22 protein-coding genes and 1 tRNA gene are annotated in these 18,536 nt (G+C 30.4%); 17 read left to right on the forward strand and 6 right to left on the reverse strand.

Translation table 11 applies throughout. The features are described from left to right. Positions 1-29: 29 nt before the first annotated feature. Both murA and L8U04_RS05365 read left to right on the forward strand, forming a co-directional pair. A complete protein-coding gene (murA, locus tag L8U04_RS05360) occupies positions 30-1,286 on the forward strand; it encodes a UDP-N-acetylglucosamine 1-carboxyvinyltransferase (RefSeq protein WP_263680987.1) in 1,257 nt (418 codons plus the stop codon). Beyond that, positions 1,283-2,443: a molybdopterin molybdotransferase MoeA gene (locus L8U04_RS05365; RefSeq protein ID WP_263709579.1), complete on the forward strand. Its 1,161-nt coding sequence runs from the start codon at positions 1,283-1,285 to the stop codon at positions 2,441-2,443. Before murA ends, L8U04_RS05365 begins: the two co-directional genes overlap by 4 nt. Before the next feature lie 30 nt (positions 2,444-2,473). On the opposite strand, the gene L8U04_RS05370 is transcribed toward L8U04_RS05365, so the two are convergent. Next, positions 2,474-2,770, reverse strand: coding sequence for a hypothetical protein (locus tag L8U04_RS05370; RefSeq protein ID WP_263709580.1), 297 nt, complete (start codon positions 2,768-2,770; stop codon positions 2,474-2,476). 109 nt (positions 2,771-2,879) lie between these two features. Here L8U04_RS05370 and L8U04_RS05375 point away from each other — a divergent pair. The 9 genes from L8U04_RS05375 (at position 2,880) to L8U04_RS05415 (ending at position 9,996) form a co-directional block, all read left to right on the forward strand. Next, positions 2,880-2,954 (forward strand) — tRNA-Gly (locus tag L8U04_RS05375). Positions 2,955-3,026: 72 nt separating this feature from the next. After that, on the forward strand, positions 3,027-3,695 hold the full coding sequence (gene flgA / locus L8U04_RS05380) for a flagellar basal body P-ring formation chaperone FlgA (RefSeq protein ID WP_263662435.1): 669 nt from the start codon (positions 3,027-3,029) through the stop codon (positions 3,693-3,695). Further along, on the forward strand, positions 3,692-4,270 hold the full coding sequence (locus tag L8U04_RS05385) for a UbiX family flavin prenyltransferase (protein ID WP_133318909.1): 579 nt from the start codon (positions 3,692-3,694) through the stop codon (positions 4,268-4,270). The genes flgA and L8U04_RS05385 overlap by 4 nt, the downstream gene beginning before the upstream one ends. Continuing rightward, positions 4,270-4,749 carry a pantetheine-phosphate adenylyltransferase gene (gene coaD, locus L8U04_RS05390; protein WP_133318979.1) on the forward strand — a complete coding sequence of 160 codons (480 nt, stop codon included), beginning with the start codon at positions 4,270-4,272 and terminating at the stop codon, positions 4,747-4,749. Before L8U04_RS05385 ends, coaD begins: the two co-directional genes overlap by 1 nt. Further along, positions 4,740-5,324, forward strand: a complete 585-nt coding sequence (tmk, locus tag L8U04_RS05395; RefSeq protein ID WP_263709581.1) for a dTMP kinase — start codon at positions 4,740-4,742, stop codon at positions 5,322-5,324. The genes coaD and tmk overlap by 10 nt, the downstream gene beginning before the upstream one ends. Next, complete coding sequence (gene hisS / locus L8U04_RS05400) at positions 5,317-6,543, forward strand: histidine--tRNA ligase (RefSeq protein ID WP_263709582.1); 1,227 nt, start codon at positions 5,317-5,319, stop codon at positions 6,541-6,543. The genes tmk and hisS overlap by 8 nt, the downstream gene beginning before the upstream one ends. Continuing rightward, positions 6,540-8,369, forward strand: a complete 1,830-nt coding sequence (speA, locus tag L8U04_RS05405; RefSeq protein ID WP_263659697.1) for a biosynthetic arginine decarboxylase — start codon at positions 6,540-6,542, stop codon at positions 8,367-8,369. The genes hisS and speA overlap by 4 nt, the downstream gene beginning before the upstream one ends. Beyond that, entirely contained in the window at positions 8,366-8,968 is a 603-nt protein-coding gene (gene cysE, locus L8U04_RS05410) for a serine O-acetyltransferase (protein ID WP_263661350.1), read from the forward strand. Before speA ends, cysE begins: the two co-directional genes overlap by 4 nt. Continuing rightward, positions 8,965-9,996 carry a UDP-N-acetylglucosamine--N-acetylmuramyl-(pentapeptide) pyrophosphoryl-undecaprenol N-acetylglucosamine transferase gene (locus tag L8U04_RS05415; RefSeq protein WP_263709583.1) on the forward strand — a complete coding sequence of 344 codons (1,032 nt, stop codon included), beginning with the start codon at positions 8,965-8,967 and terminating at the stop codon, positions 9,994-9,996. The genes cysE and L8U04_RS05415 overlap by 4 nt, the downstream gene beginning before the upstream one ends. Here the strand turns inward: L8U04_RS05415 and L8U04_RS05420 are convergent. Genes L8U04_RS05420 through L8U04_RS05440 form a run of 5 tightly spaced genes read right to left on the reverse strand, consistent with a single transcriptional unit; the run spans position 9,989 to position 13,230 of the window. After that, on the reverse strand, positions 9,989-10,606 hold the full coding sequence (locus L8U04_RS05420) for a YggS family pyridoxal phosphate-dependent enzyme (RefSeq protein ID WP_263660337.1): 618 nt from the start codon (positions 10,604-10,606) through the stop codon (positions 9,989-9,991). The genes L8U04_RS05415 and L8U04_RS05420 overlap by 8 nt on opposite strands. A 6-nt stretch (positions 10,607-10,612) precedes the next feature. Beyond that, on the reverse strand, positions 10,613-11,860 hold the full coding sequence (locus L8U04_RS05425; protein WP_133318902.1) for an RNA polymerase factor sigma-54: 1,248 nt from the start codon (positions 11,858-11,860) through the stop codon (positions 10,613-10,615). Further along, a complete protein-coding gene (gene lptB / locus L8U04_RS05430; protein WP_039618272.1) occupies positions 11,860-12,585 on the reverse strand; it encodes an LPS export ABC transporter ATP-binding protein in 726 nt (241 codons plus the stop codon). The genes L8U04_RS05425 and lptB overlap by 1 nt, the downstream gene beginning before the upstream one ends. Beyond that, a complete protein-coding gene (tsaE, locus tag L8U04_RS05435) occupies positions 12,578-12,985 on the reverse strand; it encodes a tRNA (adenosine(37)-N6)-threonylcarbamoyltransferase complex ATPase subunit type 1 TsaE (protein WP_220566375.1) in 408 nt (135 codons plus the stop codon). Before tsaE ends, lptB begins: the two co-directional genes overlap by 8 nt. Next, positions 12,982-13,230: an RNA-binding S4 domain-containing protein gene (locus L8U04_RS05440; RefSeq protein WP_039618276.1), complete on the reverse strand. Its 249-nt coding sequence runs from the start codon at positions 13,228-13,230 to the stop codon at positions 12,982-12,984. The genes tsaE and L8U04_RS05440 overlap by 4 nt, the downstream gene beginning before the upstream one ends. Positions 13,231-13,345: 115 nt before the next feature. Between L8U04_RS05440 and L8U04_RS05445 the strand changes: the two genes are divergently transcribed. From L8U04_RS05445 to L8U04_RS05470, 6 genes are all read left to right on the forward strand, one after another. Next, entirely contained in the window at positions 13,346-14,566 is a 1,221-nt protein-coding gene (locus L8U04_RS05445) for an argininosuccinate synthase (RefSeq protein WP_263665722.1), read from the forward strand. A gap of 11 nt (positions 14,567-14,577) precedes the next feature. Next, positions 14,578-15,021, forward strand: coding sequence for a 50S ribosomal protein L9 (gene rplI, locus L8U04_RS05450; RefSeq protein ID WP_039618280.1), 444 nt, complete (start codon positions 14,578-14,580; stop codon positions 15,019-15,021). Next, complete coding sequence (gene hslV / locus L8U04_RS05455) at positions 15,021-15,563, forward strand: ATP-dependent protease subunit HslV (RefSeq protein WP_133318899.1); 543 nt, start codon at positions 15,021-15,023, stop codon at positions 15,561-15,563. Before rplI ends, hslV begins: the two co-directional genes overlap by 1 nt. After that, complete coding sequence (gene hslU / locus L8U04_RS05460; RefSeq protein ID WP_133318898.1) at positions 15,560-16,879, forward strand: ATP-dependent protease ATPase subunit HslU; 1,320 nt, start codon at positions 15,560-15,562, stop codon at positions 16,877-16,879. Before hslV ends, hslU begins: the two co-directional genes overlap by 4 nt. After that, complete coding sequence (gene era / locus L8U04_RS05465) at positions 16,876-17,748, forward strand: GTPase Era (protein WP_263662445.1); 873 nt, start codon at positions 16,876-16,878, stop codon at positions 17,746-17,748. The genes hslU and era overlap by 4 nt, the downstream gene beginning before the upstream one ends. Next, on the forward strand, positions 17,738-18,536 hold a 799-nt coding region (locus L8U04_RS05470; protein WP_263709584.1), incomplete at its 3' end, for a hypothetical protein. The genes era and L8U04_RS05470, both read left to right, overlap by 11 nt.

An 18,536-nucleotide genomic window follows, 5' to 3' on the forward strand; every position in this document is an offset into this window, starting at 1 on the left:
TCATTATGTATATATTTTAAGGAAAATTGATGACTTATTTAGAGATTGATGGTGTTGAAAAGTTAAATGGAGAAGTGATAATAAGTGGTGCAAAAAACGCTGCACTCCCTTTGATAGCTTCAAGTATTTTAGCTAAAAATGAAGTGCAAATTTCAAATTTACCAAATGTAGCAGATATTTGCACCCTACTTTCTTTACTTGAAAATTTAGGGGCAAATTATACTTTTAAAGACAATTTTGCAAAAATAAATACAAAACACTTAAATAAAACCATAGCAAAATACGACATCGTGCGTAAAATGCGTGCCTCTATACTTACCTTAGGGCCTTTACTAGCTAGATTTGGAAATTGTGAGGTTTCTTTACCAGGAGGTTGTGCTATAGGCCAACGCCCTATTGATTTACACCTTTTAGCTTTAGAAAAAATGGGAGCTAATATTGAGATTAAGCAAGGTTATGTGGTAGCTAGTGGAGAGCTTAGAGGCGCTGATGTGATGTTTGATAAAATCACTGTTACAGGCAGTGAAAATATCATCATGGCAGCAGCTCTAGCTCATGGTAAAACTAGACTTTTAAATGTTGCTAAAGAGCCTGAAGTGGTGCAACTTTGTGAGGTTTTAGCTAGGGCTGGGCTTGATATACAAGGCATAGGATCTTCTGAGCTTGAAATTTATGGTACAAGTGGAGAACTTTTAGAATTTAAACCTTTTGAAATCATTCCTGATCGTATTGAAGCAGGAACTTATTTGTGTGCAGGAGCTATCACTAACTCAAAAATCACTCTAAAAAAAGTCAATGCAAGCCATCTTAGTGCAGTTTTAGCAAAGCTAGAGCAAATGGGTTTTAGCTTTGATATTAATGAAGATAGTATTAGTATAAATCCTGCTAAAGAAATCAAACCAGTTGAAATTTTAACTAGCGAATATCCAGGTTTTCCAACGGATATGCAAGCACAATTTATGGCTTTAGCTTTAAAAGCAAATGGTGCAAGTATTATTGATGAGAGATTATTTGAAAATCGTTTTATGCATGTAAGTGAGCTTTTAAGAATGGGAGCTGATATAAGATTAAATGGGCATATTGCTACTATAAATGGTACTAAAGAGCTTTTAGGAGCTGATGTTATGGCTACTGATTTGCGTGCGTCTTCTGCTTTGATTTTAGCGGCTTTAGCAGCTAAGGGAACTAGTAAAATTCATAGAATTTATCATCTTGATAGAGGGTATGAAAATTTAGAAGAAAAATTTAAAAAACTAGGCGCAAGTATAAGAAGGCTTGAAGAATGAGAGATATTTTTGCAACTTTAGATTTTTTAAAAGAACAAATCAAAACAAAAAATGAATTTCAAAAAGTAAATTTGACACAAGCTTTGGGGTGTATTTTATATGAAGATGTTTTTGTGAAAAAAAACCTACCCGCTTTTGATAATTCTGCCCTAGATGGTTATGCACTAAATTATACACATAAGAATGAATTGCTAAAAATAAAAGGAAGTATTTTAGCAGGCGATAAAAATGATTATATTATAGAAAAAAATGAATGCTATAAAATCATGACAGGAGCTAAAATTCCTCAAAATGCAAATACCATTTTAATGTTTGAAGAAGCTTTGCTTGAAGATGAAAAGCTCAATGCTAAAAACGCTAAAGAAAACAATGCCATCCGTTTTAAAGGCGAGGAAGCAAAGCTTGGAGAGCTTTTGTTTAAAAAAGGACAAAAAATCACTTCAGGCATGGTAGCTATGCTCGCTGCTCAAGGAATTTATGAGTTAAATGTTGCTAAGAAATTGCGTGTTGGGATTTTTTCAAGTGGAGATGAGCTTGTAGAACCTTGGGAAAATGCTGATGAATACAGCATATATAATGCAAATGCTTTTGGAATTTATGCTATTTTGCAAGATTATGCTGATATTGAGTATTTAGGACTTATAAAAGATGATTTAAATGCATATAAAAAGCTTTTAGAAAATAAAGAATTTGATATGCTTGTAAGCAGTGGTGGAGCTAGCGTGGGTGAGGCTGATTTTATCAAACAAGCTTTACTTGAGTGTGATTTTAGCCCTATTTTTGAAAAAGTAAATGCTAAACTTTGTAAGCATGTAAAACTTTTTAGCAAAATCGATATGCTTTTTCTAGCCCTACCAGGAAATCCTTTGGCCTCTTTAGTTTCAACGCATATTTTTGCAAAAAATATACTCAATTTGCTTTATGGTAAAGAACTTTTGGAATTTGATAAAGCAAGATTGACTAAAGATTTAAATTTCAAAGGTCAAAGAAATGATTTTGCTTTTGGAAAATTAGTCGATGGGTATTTTAAACCAAGTGAAGCTAAATTTGGCTCAGGTATGCTAAAACCTTTATGTGAAAACACGCATATTTTAATCACGCAAATTGATGATATAAAATTAGTAAAAGATCAAGAAGTTAAAGTTTTAAAAATTTAATAGGGTATTGCACTACCCTATTTTGAATGATTAACTTCTTGCTTTATCTAAAGTTTTAAAAAGATTGTTTAAGATATTTTCTTCATTTTTTTGGTATTTGCTTTGGCGTAATTTCTCCCAAGTATATACGCTATAATCTTTAGAAATTGAACCTATATTTAAATCTGTATTACTAAAAGCATTGTTGCTATCTTTTTTATACTCTTTTTCCTCTTTGTCTTTAAGTGCATTAAGTGTAGCTTGAAATTCATCTGAAGATGTGTTTTTTTCTTTGATTTTTGTCATATTGTTTAAGGCTAGCGGACTATTTTTATCATTTACTTGCATGAGTTGCTCCTTTTAAAATTTAATAATCACAAGCAAAAAACATTCCTTAATTTTAAAAACTTGACAATAAAATAAAGTTTTGATAAAATCACACTCTACTTTACAAAATGCGGGAATAGCTCAGGGGTAGAGCACAACCTTGCCAAGGTTGGGGTCGCGAGTTCGAATCTCGTTTCCCGCTCCACTTCTTTTAACTAAAATCAAACTTTTTTGATGTATTATATAATTAATATATTTTATATAAGAGGTTGCTGTATTGTTTTTTAAACAAATCATTCTAGTTTTATTTTTCTATACTTTAAGTTTTGCTTCGAATTTTGATGAAGTAAAATTAGCTTTGATTAAAGAATTTAAAATAAATTATCCGCAGTTAGAAATCATTTCTTTAGATCTTAACACTCAATCTAGTTTGCCTGCTGATTTTAATCAATATATTTTTTTAAAGCTAGGTAATCATAATTTTGATAGAGCCGATGGCTTTATAAAGGCTGAATTTAAAACTCCAGAGCAGTTTAAAAAAAATATATTTTTTAAGTATTTTTTAAAGGCAAAATTAGAAGTTTTGCAAACTACGCGTCCTATTTCGCGTAATGAAAATTTAAGTCCTGCTAGTTTTAAAATTTTAAAAATTCCTTTTGATAAAGCCCCTCAAGGTGTATTAAAAAAAGATGAAATCGCAAATTTAATAGCCAAAAGCAATATAAGAGAAAATATGATTTTAAAATATAATATGTTTAAAACCAAAACCCTTATACAAAGAAATGATTCTGTTTATGGTATTATCAAAGATGGGGATTTAAGCATGATGATAGAATTAAAAGCCTTGCAAAGTGGGAATTTAAACCAAAGAATTCGCCTTAAAAATAAAGATGGAAAAGTCGTGCATGGTAAAGTCATTAGTAAAAATTATGTGGAGCTAAAATGAGAAAAATTTTAGTAGGTATTAGCGGAGCTAGTTCTTGCGAGCTTGGCTTTTTATTATTAAAACATTTAAAAGAAAAAGGACAAATTTATGCCATTGTGAGTAAAAATGCAAAAATAAGCTTTATAAAAGAAAATTCCCTTTTGCAAAATATAGACTTTTTGCAACACATAAAAGATAAATTTGAGCTTGAACATGTAAATTTTTTAGATAATGAAGACATTAGTCAATGCGTAGCAAGCGGATCTTTTGGCATAGAAACGACTTTTATCGCACCTTGCTCGATTAACACTTTAGCAAAAATTGCTTGCGGTATAAATGATACTTTACTTACAAGAGCTGCAGGAGTGGCTTTAAAAGAACGCAAAAAGCTCATACTTGGAGTAAGAGAAATGCCCTATTCTACTTTAAATTTAGAACAAATGGCTAAACTTTCTAGCTATGGAGTTATCATCGCTCCTCCTGTAATGGCAAGTTATGCTAAGATTGATAATTTAGAAAAATTATATGAATTTATCATAGGAAAATGGCTTGATTTAGCAAATATCGAGCATAATTTATACCAAAGGTGGCAGTGATGGCTAGTTGTGTGTATCCAGGAACATTTGATCCTATCACTAATGGACATTTAGATGTTATCATTAGAGCTAGCAAGATGTTTGAAGAGGTGGTAGTTGCTATAGCTAAAAGTGAAAGTAAAAAGCCTATGTTTAGTCTAGAGCATAGAGAAAAAATGGTAAAAATTGCTACAAAAGACTTAAAAAATGTTAAAATTACAACTTTTGATAACTTACTAGTAGATCTTGCTAAAAATTTGCAAATAAATATCATTATAAGAGGCTTAAGAGCGGTGAGTGATTTTGAGTATGAATTACAACTTGGCTATGCAAATCACATGCTTTGGGAAGATTTTGAAACTATATATCTTATGCCAAATTTAAAAAATTCTTTTATTTCAAGCTCCATAGTAAGATCAATTTGTGCTCATAATGGTGATGTGAGCAAGCTTGTGCCAAAAGAAATTATACCTTTATTAAAGGAGAGAGATTGTATATAGCTTTTGAAGGGGTTGATTGTGTGGGTAAAAGCACACAGATAGAACTTTTAAAAAAATATTTTCATAATGCATTTTTTACTAAAGAACCAGGTGGAAGTGAGCTTGGAGTGCATTTGAGAAAAATTTTATTAGAAAGTAAAATGCAATTTTCTAAAAAGGCTGAGCTTTTGCTTTTTTTAGCAGATAGAGCAAATTTAATCGACATGCATTTAGCACAAAATAAAAACAAACTTATCATTTCAGATCGTAGTTTTATTTCTAATATGGCTTATGCAAGATGTGATTTTGATCAAAATATTTTATTTGAGTTAAACTCTTTTGCCACAGGTGGGCTTTTTCCGCAAAAGGTTGTGTTTTTGCATGGTTCTAAAGAGCTTATCACACAAAGACTTTCTAAAAAAGATCTAGATAGTATTGAAAAAAGAGGGGTTGAATATTTTTTAAATATACAAAATGCCCTAGAAGAAACTTTAGAGTTTTTAAAAACTAAGATAGATATAAAAATTTTAAAATTAGATGCTTCTTTGAGTATTGAAAATTTACATGAAAAAATTAAGGATTTTATAGATGATTAATGCTTTAAAAGGAATGAAAGATTTACAAGATGATCAAGCTGCTCTTTATGAAAAAGTAGTAAAAACTTGTGAAGAAGTAGCTAAAAACTATGGTTTTACTTTTATTAATTGTCCGCATTTAGAGCTTACCAAGCTTTTTAAAAGAAGCGTTGGGGAAAGCTCTGATATAGTTGGCAAGGAAATGTATGAATTTGTTGATAAAGCAGGCAATGAAGTGTGCTTAAGGCCTGAAGGGACAGCTGGGGTGGTAAGATCATACATAGAAGCTAAAATGGATAAGGCTCAAAGTGTTAAAAGATGGTTTTATCATGGTTCTATGTTTCGCTATGAAAGGCCACAAAAAGGAAGATTGCGTGAATTTCATCAATTTGGAGTAGAAAGCTTTGGCATAGCAAGTGTGTATGAGGATGCGAGTATTATTTTAATGCTAAATGAAATTTTTAAACGCTTAGAAATTCATACAAGCTTGAAAATTAATTCTTTAGGCTGTAAAGAATGTATGGGTGTATATAAAGAAAAACTCATAGCTTTTTTAAATTCTAAAGAAGGTTTTTGCGAAGATTGCTTAAGAAGAAAAGACTTAAATCCTATTAGAGTGCTTGATTGCAAAAATGATCATTGTCAAAGTTTAATCGAAAATGCACCAAAACTAAGTGAAAATTTATGCTCATGTTGTAAGAAAGATTATGAAAAATTGCAAAAACTTTTAAAAGAAAATGATGTTGAATTTGAATGTGATGAAAAATTAGTGCGTGGGCTTGATTATTATTCTAAAAGTGCATTTGAGTTTGTTAGCGATGAAATCGGAGCAAAGGCTGCTGTGGCAGGTGGTGGAAGATATGATAGATTAATTGAATACTTAGATGGTAAAAGTGGCTATGGCGTGGGTTTTGCTATGGGTATAGAAAGGATTATGGCTATTTTAGAACAAAAACAAAGCGTAAAATCAAGAGAAGGAATTTATCTTTGTGCCATGGATGAAGCTTATATAGATACTATTTTTAAATTAGCAAATACTTTAAGAAAAAAACATAAGGTATATTTAAGCTATGAAGCAAAAAAACTTGCAAAGCATTTAAACCAAGCAGATAATGCTAATGCTGAAATCTTTTTGTGTATAGGCGAAGATGAAATGCAAAAAGAAGAGATTTTTTATAAAAATTTAGAAAATAAAGATACTAAAAATATAAAATTAGTAAATTTGGAGAATGAGTTATGATTGATTATGGTATTAATATTTGGGGTGCAAATAATTTTATCATTGAAAATGGCAAAGTATGTGTAAATCATGGTAAAAAACCTGCCATTATAGATATAGTAAATACTTTACGCGATGATGGTTATAAGGGGCCACTGTTGCTTCGTTTTCCTCATTTAATCCATAAGCAAATTGAGCAAATTTATAATAAATTTGCTAAAGCAAAAAAAGAATTTAACTATAAAGGTTCTTTTAACGCTGTATATCCTTTAAAAGTCAATCAATATCCAGGTTTTGTAAAAAATTTAGTTAATCTAGGTAAAGAATACAACTATGGCTTAGAGGCAGGAAGTAAGGCTGAGCTTTTGCTAGCTATGGCTTATAACAATGAAGGTGCACCTATAACAGTTAATGGCTTTAAAGATAAAGAACTCATAAATATGGGCTTTATAGCGTGTGAAATGGGTCATAATATCACTTTAACTATGGAAGGACTTAATGAGCTTGAAGCGATGATTGAAATTGCTAAAAATCGTTTTAAGCCAAAGCCAAATATAGGCTTAAGGGTGCGTTTGCATTCAGCTGGAGTAGGAATTTGGGCAAAAAGTGGTGGTATAAATTCAAAATTTGGTTTAACATCCACTGAACTGATTGAAGCGGTAAATCTTTTAAAAGCTAATAAACTTTTAGAGCAATTTACTATGATACATTTTCATTTAGGCTCACAAATTACTGAAATTCATCCTTTGAAAAAAGCTCTAAATGAAGCGGGTAATATCTACACCGAGCTTAGAAAAATGGGGGCAAAAAATTTAAAAGCTATTAATCTTGGTGGAGGTTTAGCGGTAGAATACTCTCAGTTTAAAAACGAAACAAGCAGAAATTACACCTTAAGTGAGTATGCAAACGATGTTGTGTTTATTTTAAAAGGTATTGCAGAACAAAAAAAAGATTTAGAGCCTGATATTTTTATAGAAAGTGGGCGTTTTGTAGCGGCAAATCATGCTGTTTTAGTAGCGCCTGTTTTAGAGCTTTTTTCTCAAGAATACACAGAAAGCAAGCTTTTATTAAAAGATAAAAACCCAAAACTTATTGATGAACTTTATGATTTGTATAAAAACATTAAAGCTTCTAATGCACTTGAGTATTTACATGATAGCATTGATCATATGGAGAGTATTTTAACCTTGTTTGATTTGGGTTATGTAGATTTACAAGATCGCTCTAATAGTGAAATTTTAGTACATTTGATTATGAGAAAAGCTATTTCTTTGGTGGGTGATCAAGCTGATTTATCGAGTTTGCAAAATGAAGTGCAAGAAAAATATTTAGTGAATTTTTCAGTATTTCAGTCTTTACCTGATTTTTGGGGTTTAGAGCAAAATTTCCCTATCATGCCACTTGATAGACTCAATAAAAAGCCAACTAGAAGTGCAAGTATATGGGATATAACTTGTGATAGCGATGGGGAAATTTCTTATTCTAAAGATAATCCTTTGTTTTTACATGATATTGATGTAGAAGCTGAAGATTATTTTTTAGGATTTTTCCTAGTGGGAGCTTATCAAGAAGTGCTTGGCATGAAGCATAATCTTTTTACACATCCAACTGAAGCTTGTATAAGTATTAATGAAAAGGGTTTTGAAGTAGAAAGCGTGCTAGAGGCTCAATCTATTTTAGATACCTTAGAAGATCTTGATTATGATGTGCATGCAATTATGGACAATATTAATGAAAAAATTTATGCTTCAAAACTTGTAAATGAAAATCAAAAAAAACATATTTTGGGTGAAATTTATTTATTTTTAAATGATAATGGATACTTAAAAAGTATAGGTTCTAAATGAGTATTTTTAAACTAATCAAAGAAGATTTTTCTATGCCAAAACAAAAAGATCCTGCATATAGATCTTGGATTGAATTAGTTTTTAACTATCCTGGTGTTTGGGCTGTGGTAAATTATCGTTTTGCGCATTTTTTTTATATCAAAAATTATAAACGCATAGCAAGAATGATTAGTGGAATTTCTCAGTTTTTAACAGGGGTTGATTTGCATCCTGGAGCTACGCTAGGTAGAAGGATATTTATAGATCATGCAATAGGTGTGGTAGTAGGTGAAACAGCTATAATTGGTAATGATGTGATTATCTATCAAGGAGTAACCTTAGGTGGTACAAGTTTAGATAAAAATACCAAAAGACATCCTACTATAGAAGATGGTGTGATCATAGGCTCTGGGGCTAAAATTTTAGGTAATATTACCATAGGTAAAAATGCAAAAATAGGTTCAAATGCAGTTGTATTAAAAGATGTTGAGCCAAATTTAACAGCTATTGGTATACCTGCTTATATTAAAGAATTTCAAATAAGCCAAAAAGAGAGAATTCAAAAACTAGAGGAAAGAATTAAATTTTTAGAAGAAAAACTAAATAAAGAGGACAAATGATAGCAATTACAGGTGGAGGCACGGGAGGGCATTTGGCTATAGCTAGATGTTTATTGCAAAGTGCAAGAAAACAAGGCATAGAATGTATTTACATAGGAAGTGAAAATGGCCAAGATAGACTTTGGTTTGAAAATGAAAATGGTTTTTATAAAAAATATTTTCTAAGCTCTCAAGGCGTTGTTAATAAAAAAGGCTTAGCTAAAGTTCAATCATTTTTACATATTTTAAAACTTGCAAGAAAAACAAAACAAATTTTAAAAGAACATAATATTAAAGCAGTTTTTAGTGTGGGTGGATATAGCAGTGCCCCAGGCGCTTTTGGTGCTTTAATGGCAAATATCCCACTTTTAATCCATGAGCAAAATTCAAAAATAGGAAGTTTAAATTCAATTTTAAAGCCTTTTTCTAAAGCTTTTTTTACTGCTTTTGACGATCAGATTGATAAAGCAAATACTTTCTTTTGTCCTTATCCTATCAGCGAGATTTTTTCTCAAAAAGCAAGAGTGAGAAAAGAATTAAAAAATATTATTTTTCTTGGTGGCTCTCAAGGGGCTAAATTTATTAATGACCTTGCTTTAGAAAATGCTTTATACTTTAAAGAAAAAGGCATAAATATCATCCATCAATGTGGTAAGAATGATTATGAAAGATGTAAAAAAGCTTATGAGGATTTAAATGTCAAAGTAGAGCTTTTTGACTTCGATAAAAACATTATAGATAAAATTTCTAAAGCAGATTTAGCTATATCAAGATCAGGTGCAAGTAGTCTTTTTGAGCTTAGTGCAAATTTACTTCCTTGTATTTTTATTCCTTATCCATATGCGGCTAAAAATCATCAATATTTTAATGCTTTGTATTTAAAAGAGCGTAATTTATGTGAAATTTTAACCCAAGAAGAAAAACATCAATTTTTAAATTTAGTAGAAAATTTCTCATTAGAAGAAAAATCTTTAGCCTTGCAAGGATTAAAAAGCGAAAATGGCGCAGATTTTATGATAGAAAAAGCAAAACAAATGGGGTTTATTTAAACAAAATACTCCCCAAACGCACCATATTTGAACCACATTTTATGGCTAGTTCAAAATCCCCACTCATACCCATGGAGCAAATTTTTGCCCCGTGTTTTTGTAAAATTTCATAGATTTTAAAAGTTTGCTCAAAGCTTTCTTGGACTTTTTCCTCATCCATAGAGCCTATACACATAATGCCTGTAAGGTTTAAATTTTTACACTCTTCTTGTATTTGTAAATACTCTTCTATGGCCTTATTTTGCTCTATGCCACTTTTAGAACTTTCATTGGCAGTATTGATTTCTAATAAAGTATCTAATTTATAATCAAGTCTTTTATCTACGGCTTTGGCGATTTTTAAGCCATTGCAAGATTGCCAAAGTAATGGGTTTTGTTTGATTAAAAGATTGATTTTGTTACTTTGAAGATTGCCTATAAAATGCCATTTGATTTCTAAATCTTGAAGTTTTTCTTTTTTTAAAGCTAAAGCTTGGACTTGATTTTCTCCAAACTCTACAACACCTTGCTTAAAAAGCTCTCGAATTTGTTCATCTTGAACATACTTGCTAGCTGCTACTAAACGCACATTTTGTTTTATGGTTTTTTCAAAAATACTTTTTAAATTCATCTTTTCCTACATCAATTCATATAATTTTTTACGCTCACTTGAGCTTCCTATACCAAGTTGCATACGATATTTAGTGATAGTCCTACGCCCTAGTTGCACACTTGGGAATTCTTTTTGAGTGAGTTCAAGAATTTTCAAATCACTCAAAGGTTTTTTAGGATTTTCTTTTTTAATTAAATTACTAAGAAAATCTTTGATTGTAGCATTAGAAGTTTCGCCATCATCAACTGCGGTGGTAAAGAAAGATTTTAAAGGTATTAAACCTCTATCACAACTTAAGTATTTGTTTGCAATTGCTCTTGAAATGGTAGAAGCATTTCTTTCAAGATCTTGTGCTAAATCTTTAAGTTGCATAGGTTTGATGTCCCCACCCATGAAAAAATCATATTGATATTCTATAATCATAAGCCCTAGTTTATAAAGGGTAGCTTTACGCATAGCTAGTGCATCGATTAAATTTTTTGCATCTTTTAAATAAGCACTTAAAAACTCATGATCTAAACCATCTGCTTCAAAAGCAATTTCAGGATAATAATCATCATTAATTTTAATTTTAATTTCACCATTTTCTTGATAAATAAATATATCAGGAATAATTTCCATGCTCTCTTCAAAATACTCCAAAAAAGGTGGAATGGAGATTTTTTTAATTATCGCTATAGCCTTTTTATACAAAGGATCTTTGATAAAATCTTTTGCATTTTCTAAATTTAAAATTAACATTTTGCAAAACTCATAAAGCTCATCATCTAAGTCAAAATGCTCTAATGCAAAAATAAAAGCTTCTTGATTGTCTTTTGCACCTACTCCAATAGGCTCAAGATACTTAAATCTCTGCCTGATTTTTTCTACTTCTAAAGGATCAAATTCACCTAAAATTTCCTCATCATACTCAAAATAACCTTCATGATTTAAACATTCTATGATTTTTTCAGCAATGGTTTGGGATTTTTTAGTAGGAAAAAATGGTGGTATGATTTGCTCACTTAAAAGTTCATACACATTTTTTACTTCCAAGCTTTTTGCATCAATCATTTGCGTGGTGGTATTTTTACTAAAATACTCTTGATAATACTTGTTTTGATTGTTTGTAATGCTTGAGTTTTCTTTGATCTCTATAAAAGGATTTTCTTTAGCAAATTCATCTAAACTTTCTTTTAGATCTTCAATATTAGCTTGCAATATAGGAAGCCAAGATCTTAAGGTTTGTGATAGTTTTGCTTTTTGCGTTATAGAGGTTTTTTGTTTAAGCATTATTCAAGTCTAAACTCACTTCCAAGATAATATTTTTTAACATCTTCATTATGCGCAATTTCATTAGCATTACCACTAGCTAGCAACCTTCCGCTTCTAATCACATAAGCTCTATCGCAAATTGCTAAAGTTTCTCTTACATTATGATCAGTGATTAAAACACCTATATTCATAGCTTTTAAATCATTAATCAAACTTTGAATTTCACTCACTGCGATAGGATCAACCCCAGCAAATGGTTCATCTAAAAGTAAAAATTTAGGATCACACATAAGTGATCTTGCGATTTCACAACGCCTTCTTTCACCCCCACTTAAACTCATGCCTTTTCTGTGTCTAATAGGTTCTATGCTAAGTAATTCTAGCATTTGTTCTATCTTTTGTTCTAATAAATTTTTATCCTTATATATTACTTGGGCGGCTAAAAGTAAATTTTCTTCTACGCTTAAGTCTTTAAAAACACTACTTTCTTGAGGTAAATACCCAATGCCAAGCTTTGCTCTTTTATTAAGTGGTTCTTTTGTGATATCTTGTGAGTCTAAAAACACCTGTCCACTTGTTGGCAAAATAAGTCCACATATCATATAAAAACTCGTAGTTTTTCCTGCTCCATTAGGCCCTAAAAGTCCTACAACTTCTCCACTTTGCACTTCTAGCGAAACATCGTGTATGATTTTAGTTTTTTTAATGATTTTTTCTAAATTTCTAGCTTCTAGCTTACTCATGTATTATATACTTTCTTTTATTTTCATAAGGAATGATTTGTAAAATTATATTAAAAATTTGATATTTATCTAAATATTTTTTTAATTTTTCATCACCCCACTCTACCAAATGCAAACCATCTTCAAAAAAATTTTCAATCAAGCCATTTTTTAAAAGCCCATCAAAACCTTCTTGATAAATATCATAATGATACATTTTACCTTGTTGAAAATCATACTCTTGCATGATAGAAAATGTAGGAGAATTAAGCGTTTTTTCTACTCCAAGAAATTGAGCATAATTTTGCACTAAAGTAGTTTTACCGCTTGCTAAATCCCCTTGAAGTAAAATAACTCCATTTTTAGGTAAAATTTCACAAAGCTTATAAAGCTCATTTTGGCTTAAAATCATTTCTTTCATTGGATTTTTACCACATATTTTTCTTGCATAGCTTTTGGTATGCTTTTGGTTGTTGGTATGTCTAAAACTTTATAGATATTAGTATATTCTATAAATTTAATGCTTATTTCATCGCCAATTTTTACTTCTTTACTAGCTTTAACTACTTGATTATTTATACTTACTACACCACTTTTACACATATCTTCTGAAATAGCACGACGCTTAGTAATATTAACTACATTTAAAAATTTATCTATTCTCATAAAAATATTTTATCAAAAAATACAAGAAAATGTTATAAAATGTCTAAATATTTTACATTATATTAAGCTAAATTCGTTAAATTTTACAATCATTTTTTTACAAAGAGGAAAGACAATGAAAAAAGATATTAAAAAAGTAGTTTTAGCATATTCTGGCGGACTTGATACAAGTATAATTTTAAAATGGCTACAAGATGAGTATAAATGTGAAGTAGTAACTTTCACAGCAGATATTGGACAAGGCGAAGAGCTTGAACCTGCTAGAAAAAAAGCGCTTTCTTTGGGTGTAAAAGAAGAAAATATTTTTATTCAAGATTTAAAAGATGAATTTGTAAAAGATTATGTGTTTCCTATGTTTAGAGCAAATGCTATTTATGAAGGAGAATATTTACTAGGTACAAGTATAGCAAGACCTTTGATAGCAAAAGCTTTAGTAGAAATAGCAAATAAAACTAATGCAGATGCTATTAGTCATGGAGCAACAGGTAAAGGAAATGATCAAGTGCGTTTTGAATTAGGTGCTTTGGCGCTAAATCCAAATTTAGCCATTATTGCTCCTTGGAGAGAATGGGATTTAAATAGCCGTGAAAAACTTTTAGCTTATGCGCAAAAACATGGTATTGATATAGCTAAAAAGCCAGGTAAGTCACCTTATTCTATGGATGCAAATTTATTGCATATTTCTTATGAGGGTTTAGTACTTGAAGATCCTGCTGCTAAACCTGAAGCGGATATGTGGCGTTGGGTGAAAGATTTAAAAGAAACTCCAAATGAAAGCGAAGTGATAGAGCTTGAGTTTAGTAAAGGCGATTTATGTGCTATTAATGGAGAAAAAATGTCTCCCGCACAACTTTTGGCAAAACTTAATGAGCTTGGTGCAAAACATGGTATAGGTCGTCTTGATATTGTTGAAAATCGCTATGTGGGTATGAAAAGTAGAGGTTGTTATGAAACTCCGGGTGGAAGCATACTTTTAAAAGCACACCGTGCTATAGAAAGTATCACTCTTGATAGAGAAGCAGCACATTTAAAAGATGAATTAATGCCAAAATATGCAAGTTTAATTTATAATGGCTATTGGTTCTCGCCCGAAAGATTAATGCTTCAAGCCTTAATTGATGAGTCGCAAAAATATGTAAATGGTAAAGTTAAACTTGAATTATATAAAGGCAATGTAATGGTAATAGGCAGAGAAAGTGCGAATGATAGCTTATTTAGCGAGGCTTATTGTACTTTTGAAGAAGATGCTGTGTATGATCAAAAAGATGCAGCAGGCTTTATAAGATTAAATGCTTTGAGATTTATCATCGCAGGTAAAAATGGAAGAAAATTTTAAAAAGGAAAACAATGAAAGTATTATTAATTAAAGATGTAAAAAGCTTAGGAAAAGCAGGAGAAGTTAAAGAAGTAAAAGATGGATATGGACAAAATTTTTTAATTGCCAAAGGTTTTGCCAAAGCTGCTACGCATGAAGTTTTAAAACAATATGAAGCAGAGCAAAAGAAAAAGGCTGAAAATTTAAGATTTGAACTTGCAAATTTGGAAAAATTAAAAGAGGAATTATCTAAAATCACTATTTGTATAGCTAAGCCTGTAGGAGCTAATGGAAGCTTGTTTGGTGGGGTTACTAAAGATGAAATCGCACATGCATTAAAAGATCAAAAAGGTATAGAGCTTGATAAAAAAAGCTTAGAATGTGATACTATAAAAGAGCTTGGTGTGCATGAAATTTCAGCAAAATTAGGCCATGCAATTCACGCTGTATTTAAGCTAGAAGTTAAAGGAGAATAATGTTTCACGCAACTACAATTTTAGCTTATAAAGGTAAAAATAAATCTGTAATTGGTGGAGATGGGCAAGTAAGTTTTGGAAACACTGTTTTAAAAAACAATGCAGTTAAAATTAGAAAATTAAACAATGGAAAAGTATTAGCAGGTTTTGCAGGAAGCACCGCTGATGCTTTTAATCTTTTTGATATGTTTGAAAAACTACTTTCTAGTTCTAAGGGTGATTTATTAAAAGCTGCAATAGATTTTTCAAAAGAATGGCGTAAGGATAAATACCTAAGAAAACTTGAAGCAATGATGTTGGTATTAGATAGAGATCATATATTTTTACTTTCAGGAACTGGAGATGTAGTTGAGCCTGAAGATGGTGCTATAGCCGCTATTGGTAGTGGGGGTAATTATGCACTTTCTGCTGCAAGAGCTTTAGCCAAACATTCAAATTTAGATGAAGAAGAATTAGTCAAAGAAAGCTTGCAAATAGCTGGTGAAATTTGCATTTATACTAATACAAATATTAAAACTTATGTAATTGAGGATGATAAATGAATTTAACTCCAAAAGAGATTGTAAAATTTTTAGATGATTATGTAATTGGACAAAAAAATGCTAAAAAAATCATAGCAATTGCTTTAAGAAATCGTTATAGAAGAATGCAGCTTAGCCCTGAACTTCAAGATGATATCATGCCAAAAAATATTTTAATGATAGGATCAACTGGGGTTGGTAAAACAGAGATTGCAAGACGCCTTGCTAAGATGATGGGACTTCCTTTTGTAAAAGTTGAAGCAAGTAAATATACTGAAGTTGGTTTTGTTGGGCGTGATGTAGAAAGCATGGTTAGAGATTTAGCTAATGCTGCTTTAAATTTAGTAAAAAACGAAGAAAAAGAAAAAAATAAAGACAAAATTAATGAATTTATAGAAAATAAAATTTTAGAAAAACTTTTACCACCTTTACCAAAGGGTGTTAGTGAAGAAAAACAAGAAGAGTATCAAAATTCTTTAGAAAAAATGCGCGTGAAATTAAAAGCTGGTGATTTAGATGATAGCACAATAGAAGTTGAAATTTCACAAAGCGTGTTTGATACTAATCCAAATTTACCACCTGAAATGGGTGCTATGCAAGATATAGTAAAAGTTATTGGCGTGGGTAATAAAAAAGTTAAAAAAGAAATGAAAGTAAAAGATGCAAGAATAGCTTTAGCTCAAGAAGCAAGTGAAAAAATTCTTGATATGGAAAGTATTAAAGGCGAGGCTTTAAGAAGAGCTGAAAATGAAGGGATTATTTTTATTGATGAGATAGATAAAGTAGCAGTTTCAAGCTCAAATTCAAACCGCCAAGATCCAAGTAAAGAAGGGGTACAAAGAGATTTGCTTCCTATAGTTGAAGGTAGTACTATACAAACTAAATTTGGACCTTTAAAAACTGATCATATTTTATTTATCGCAGCAGGTGCTTTTCATTTAAGCAAGCCAAGTGATTTAATCCCTGAACTTCAAGGGCGTTTTCCTTTAAGGGTTGAGCTTGATTCGCTAGATGAGGATGCTTTATATGCTATTTTAACAAGACCTAAAAATTCATTACTAACACAATACATTGAGCTTTTAAAAACTGAAAATGTAGAGCTTGTTTTTGAAGATGAGGCTATTAGAGAAATAGCAAAAATAGCAAGCAAGGCTAACGAAGAAATGCAAGATATTGGCGCAAGACGCTTACACACGGTGGTGGAAAAACTTTTGGAAGATATTAGTTTTGAAGCAGATGAATATGCTGGAAAAGTTTATAAAATAGATGATTTTAAAGTGCAAGTTAAACTTGGAGATATCATAGAAAATAAAGATTTAGCTAGGTATATCTTGTGAAAAGTGGCTTTATAAGCATAGTGGGTAGAACTAATGCGGGAAAAAGTTCTATCCTTAATTCTTTATTAGAAGAAAAAGTGGCTATGGTTTCTCATAAGCAAAATGCTACAAGAAGAAAGATTAATGCAATTATAATGCATGAGAATCATCAGCTTATTTTTATAGATACACCAGGCTTGCATGCAAGCTCTAAAGCTATGAATCAGCTTATGATTGATTTGGCGATTAAAAGCATTGCAGATTGTGATGTGATTTTATTTGTAGCTAGTATTTATGATGATATTAAAGATTATGAAAATTTTTTAAGTTTAAATCCTAAAGTGCCGCATATTGTATTAATCAATAAGGTTGATTTGGTAAAAAAAGAAGTCTTACTTAAAAAATTAAGCGAGTATTCTCAGTTTAACTCACATTTTAGCGCCATTATCCCCTATTCTGCTAAGCAAAAATTTTATAAAAAAATTCTCTTAGATGAGATGATTAAGTATTTGCCTGAACATCCGTATTATTTTGATCCTGAGTTTATTACTACCACAAATGAAAAGGATATCTATAGAGATTTTATTTTAGAAGCCATATATGAAAATTTAAGTGATGAAATTCCTTATAGCACTGAAGTAAAAATAGAAAAAATCAAAGAGCTTGAGCAAATTTATTATATTAACGCTATCATCATTACAGATAGTAATTCTCATAAAGGAATGATACTAGGTAAAGATGGAGCTACAATTAAGCGTATAGGTAAAGAAGCTAGGATGAAGATAGAAAAATTAGCGCAAAAAAAGGTAATGTTAAAATTGTTCGTTCAATTAGAAAAAAATTGGCATAAAAACGAGCAAAATCTCAAAAAAATCCTTTATGATGAGTAAAAAAATCATCAAAAAAGATTTTCTTACTTATGAAAAACTTTTATATGTAAAACTTGCAAATCCTATTAGTGAAGATGAAATCTTAAAAAAGAGCTTTGAGGAACTTGGTCTTAAAGATGATTTTTCATATGAGCTAAAGTATTTTCAAGATAAATCTTTTACTCATGTATTTTTGTGTAAATATGAAGATATTTTAGATGTTGATTATGTAATCCCAGAACCCCTGCTCTTTAAAGTGTATTTTAGGAATGATACAAATAGTGAAAATCTTGCATTATTATTTAAGAAAAAATACATAGTTTTAGTGGAGTATTTGGGATGTGAATTTCAAAATTGCAAAGTTATGCCATTAAATACTTATAGTAAAATATATGATGAAAAATTAAAAAATACATATAAAAACATCATAAGTATAGACGATACTCAAAATCTTAGCAGTTTTGATAAATTTAATAGTAATACTTTCTATCAAAAATTATTAAAAAAATATGATCGAGTTAAAATTAATTTTGCTAATAAAGCAAAAATAAATCATTTAAAATCTTTTAGTTTTAAAATTTTATTAGCTTTTACATGCGGGATTTTACTAGCCTTAGTTTATCCTTTGTATTTATATACGCAAAAATCATTTTATGAAAAAGAAAAAATAAAATATGAAAATTTAATCAAAAATCAAGATGATATCTTAGAGCAAGCAAAAATAAATCAAAAACAAAATCAAGAAGTTGAAAAATTACAAGAAAAAAATGAACAAAAAATTGATTTGTTACAAAAATTTTATGCAAATA

Source organism: Campylobacter sp. IFREMER_LSEM_CL908 (genome assembly GCF_025771545.1).
GTDB classification, from domain to species: Bacteria; Campylobacterota; Campylobacteria; order Campylobacterales; family Campylobacteraceae; genus Campylobacter_D; species Campylobacter_D lari_D.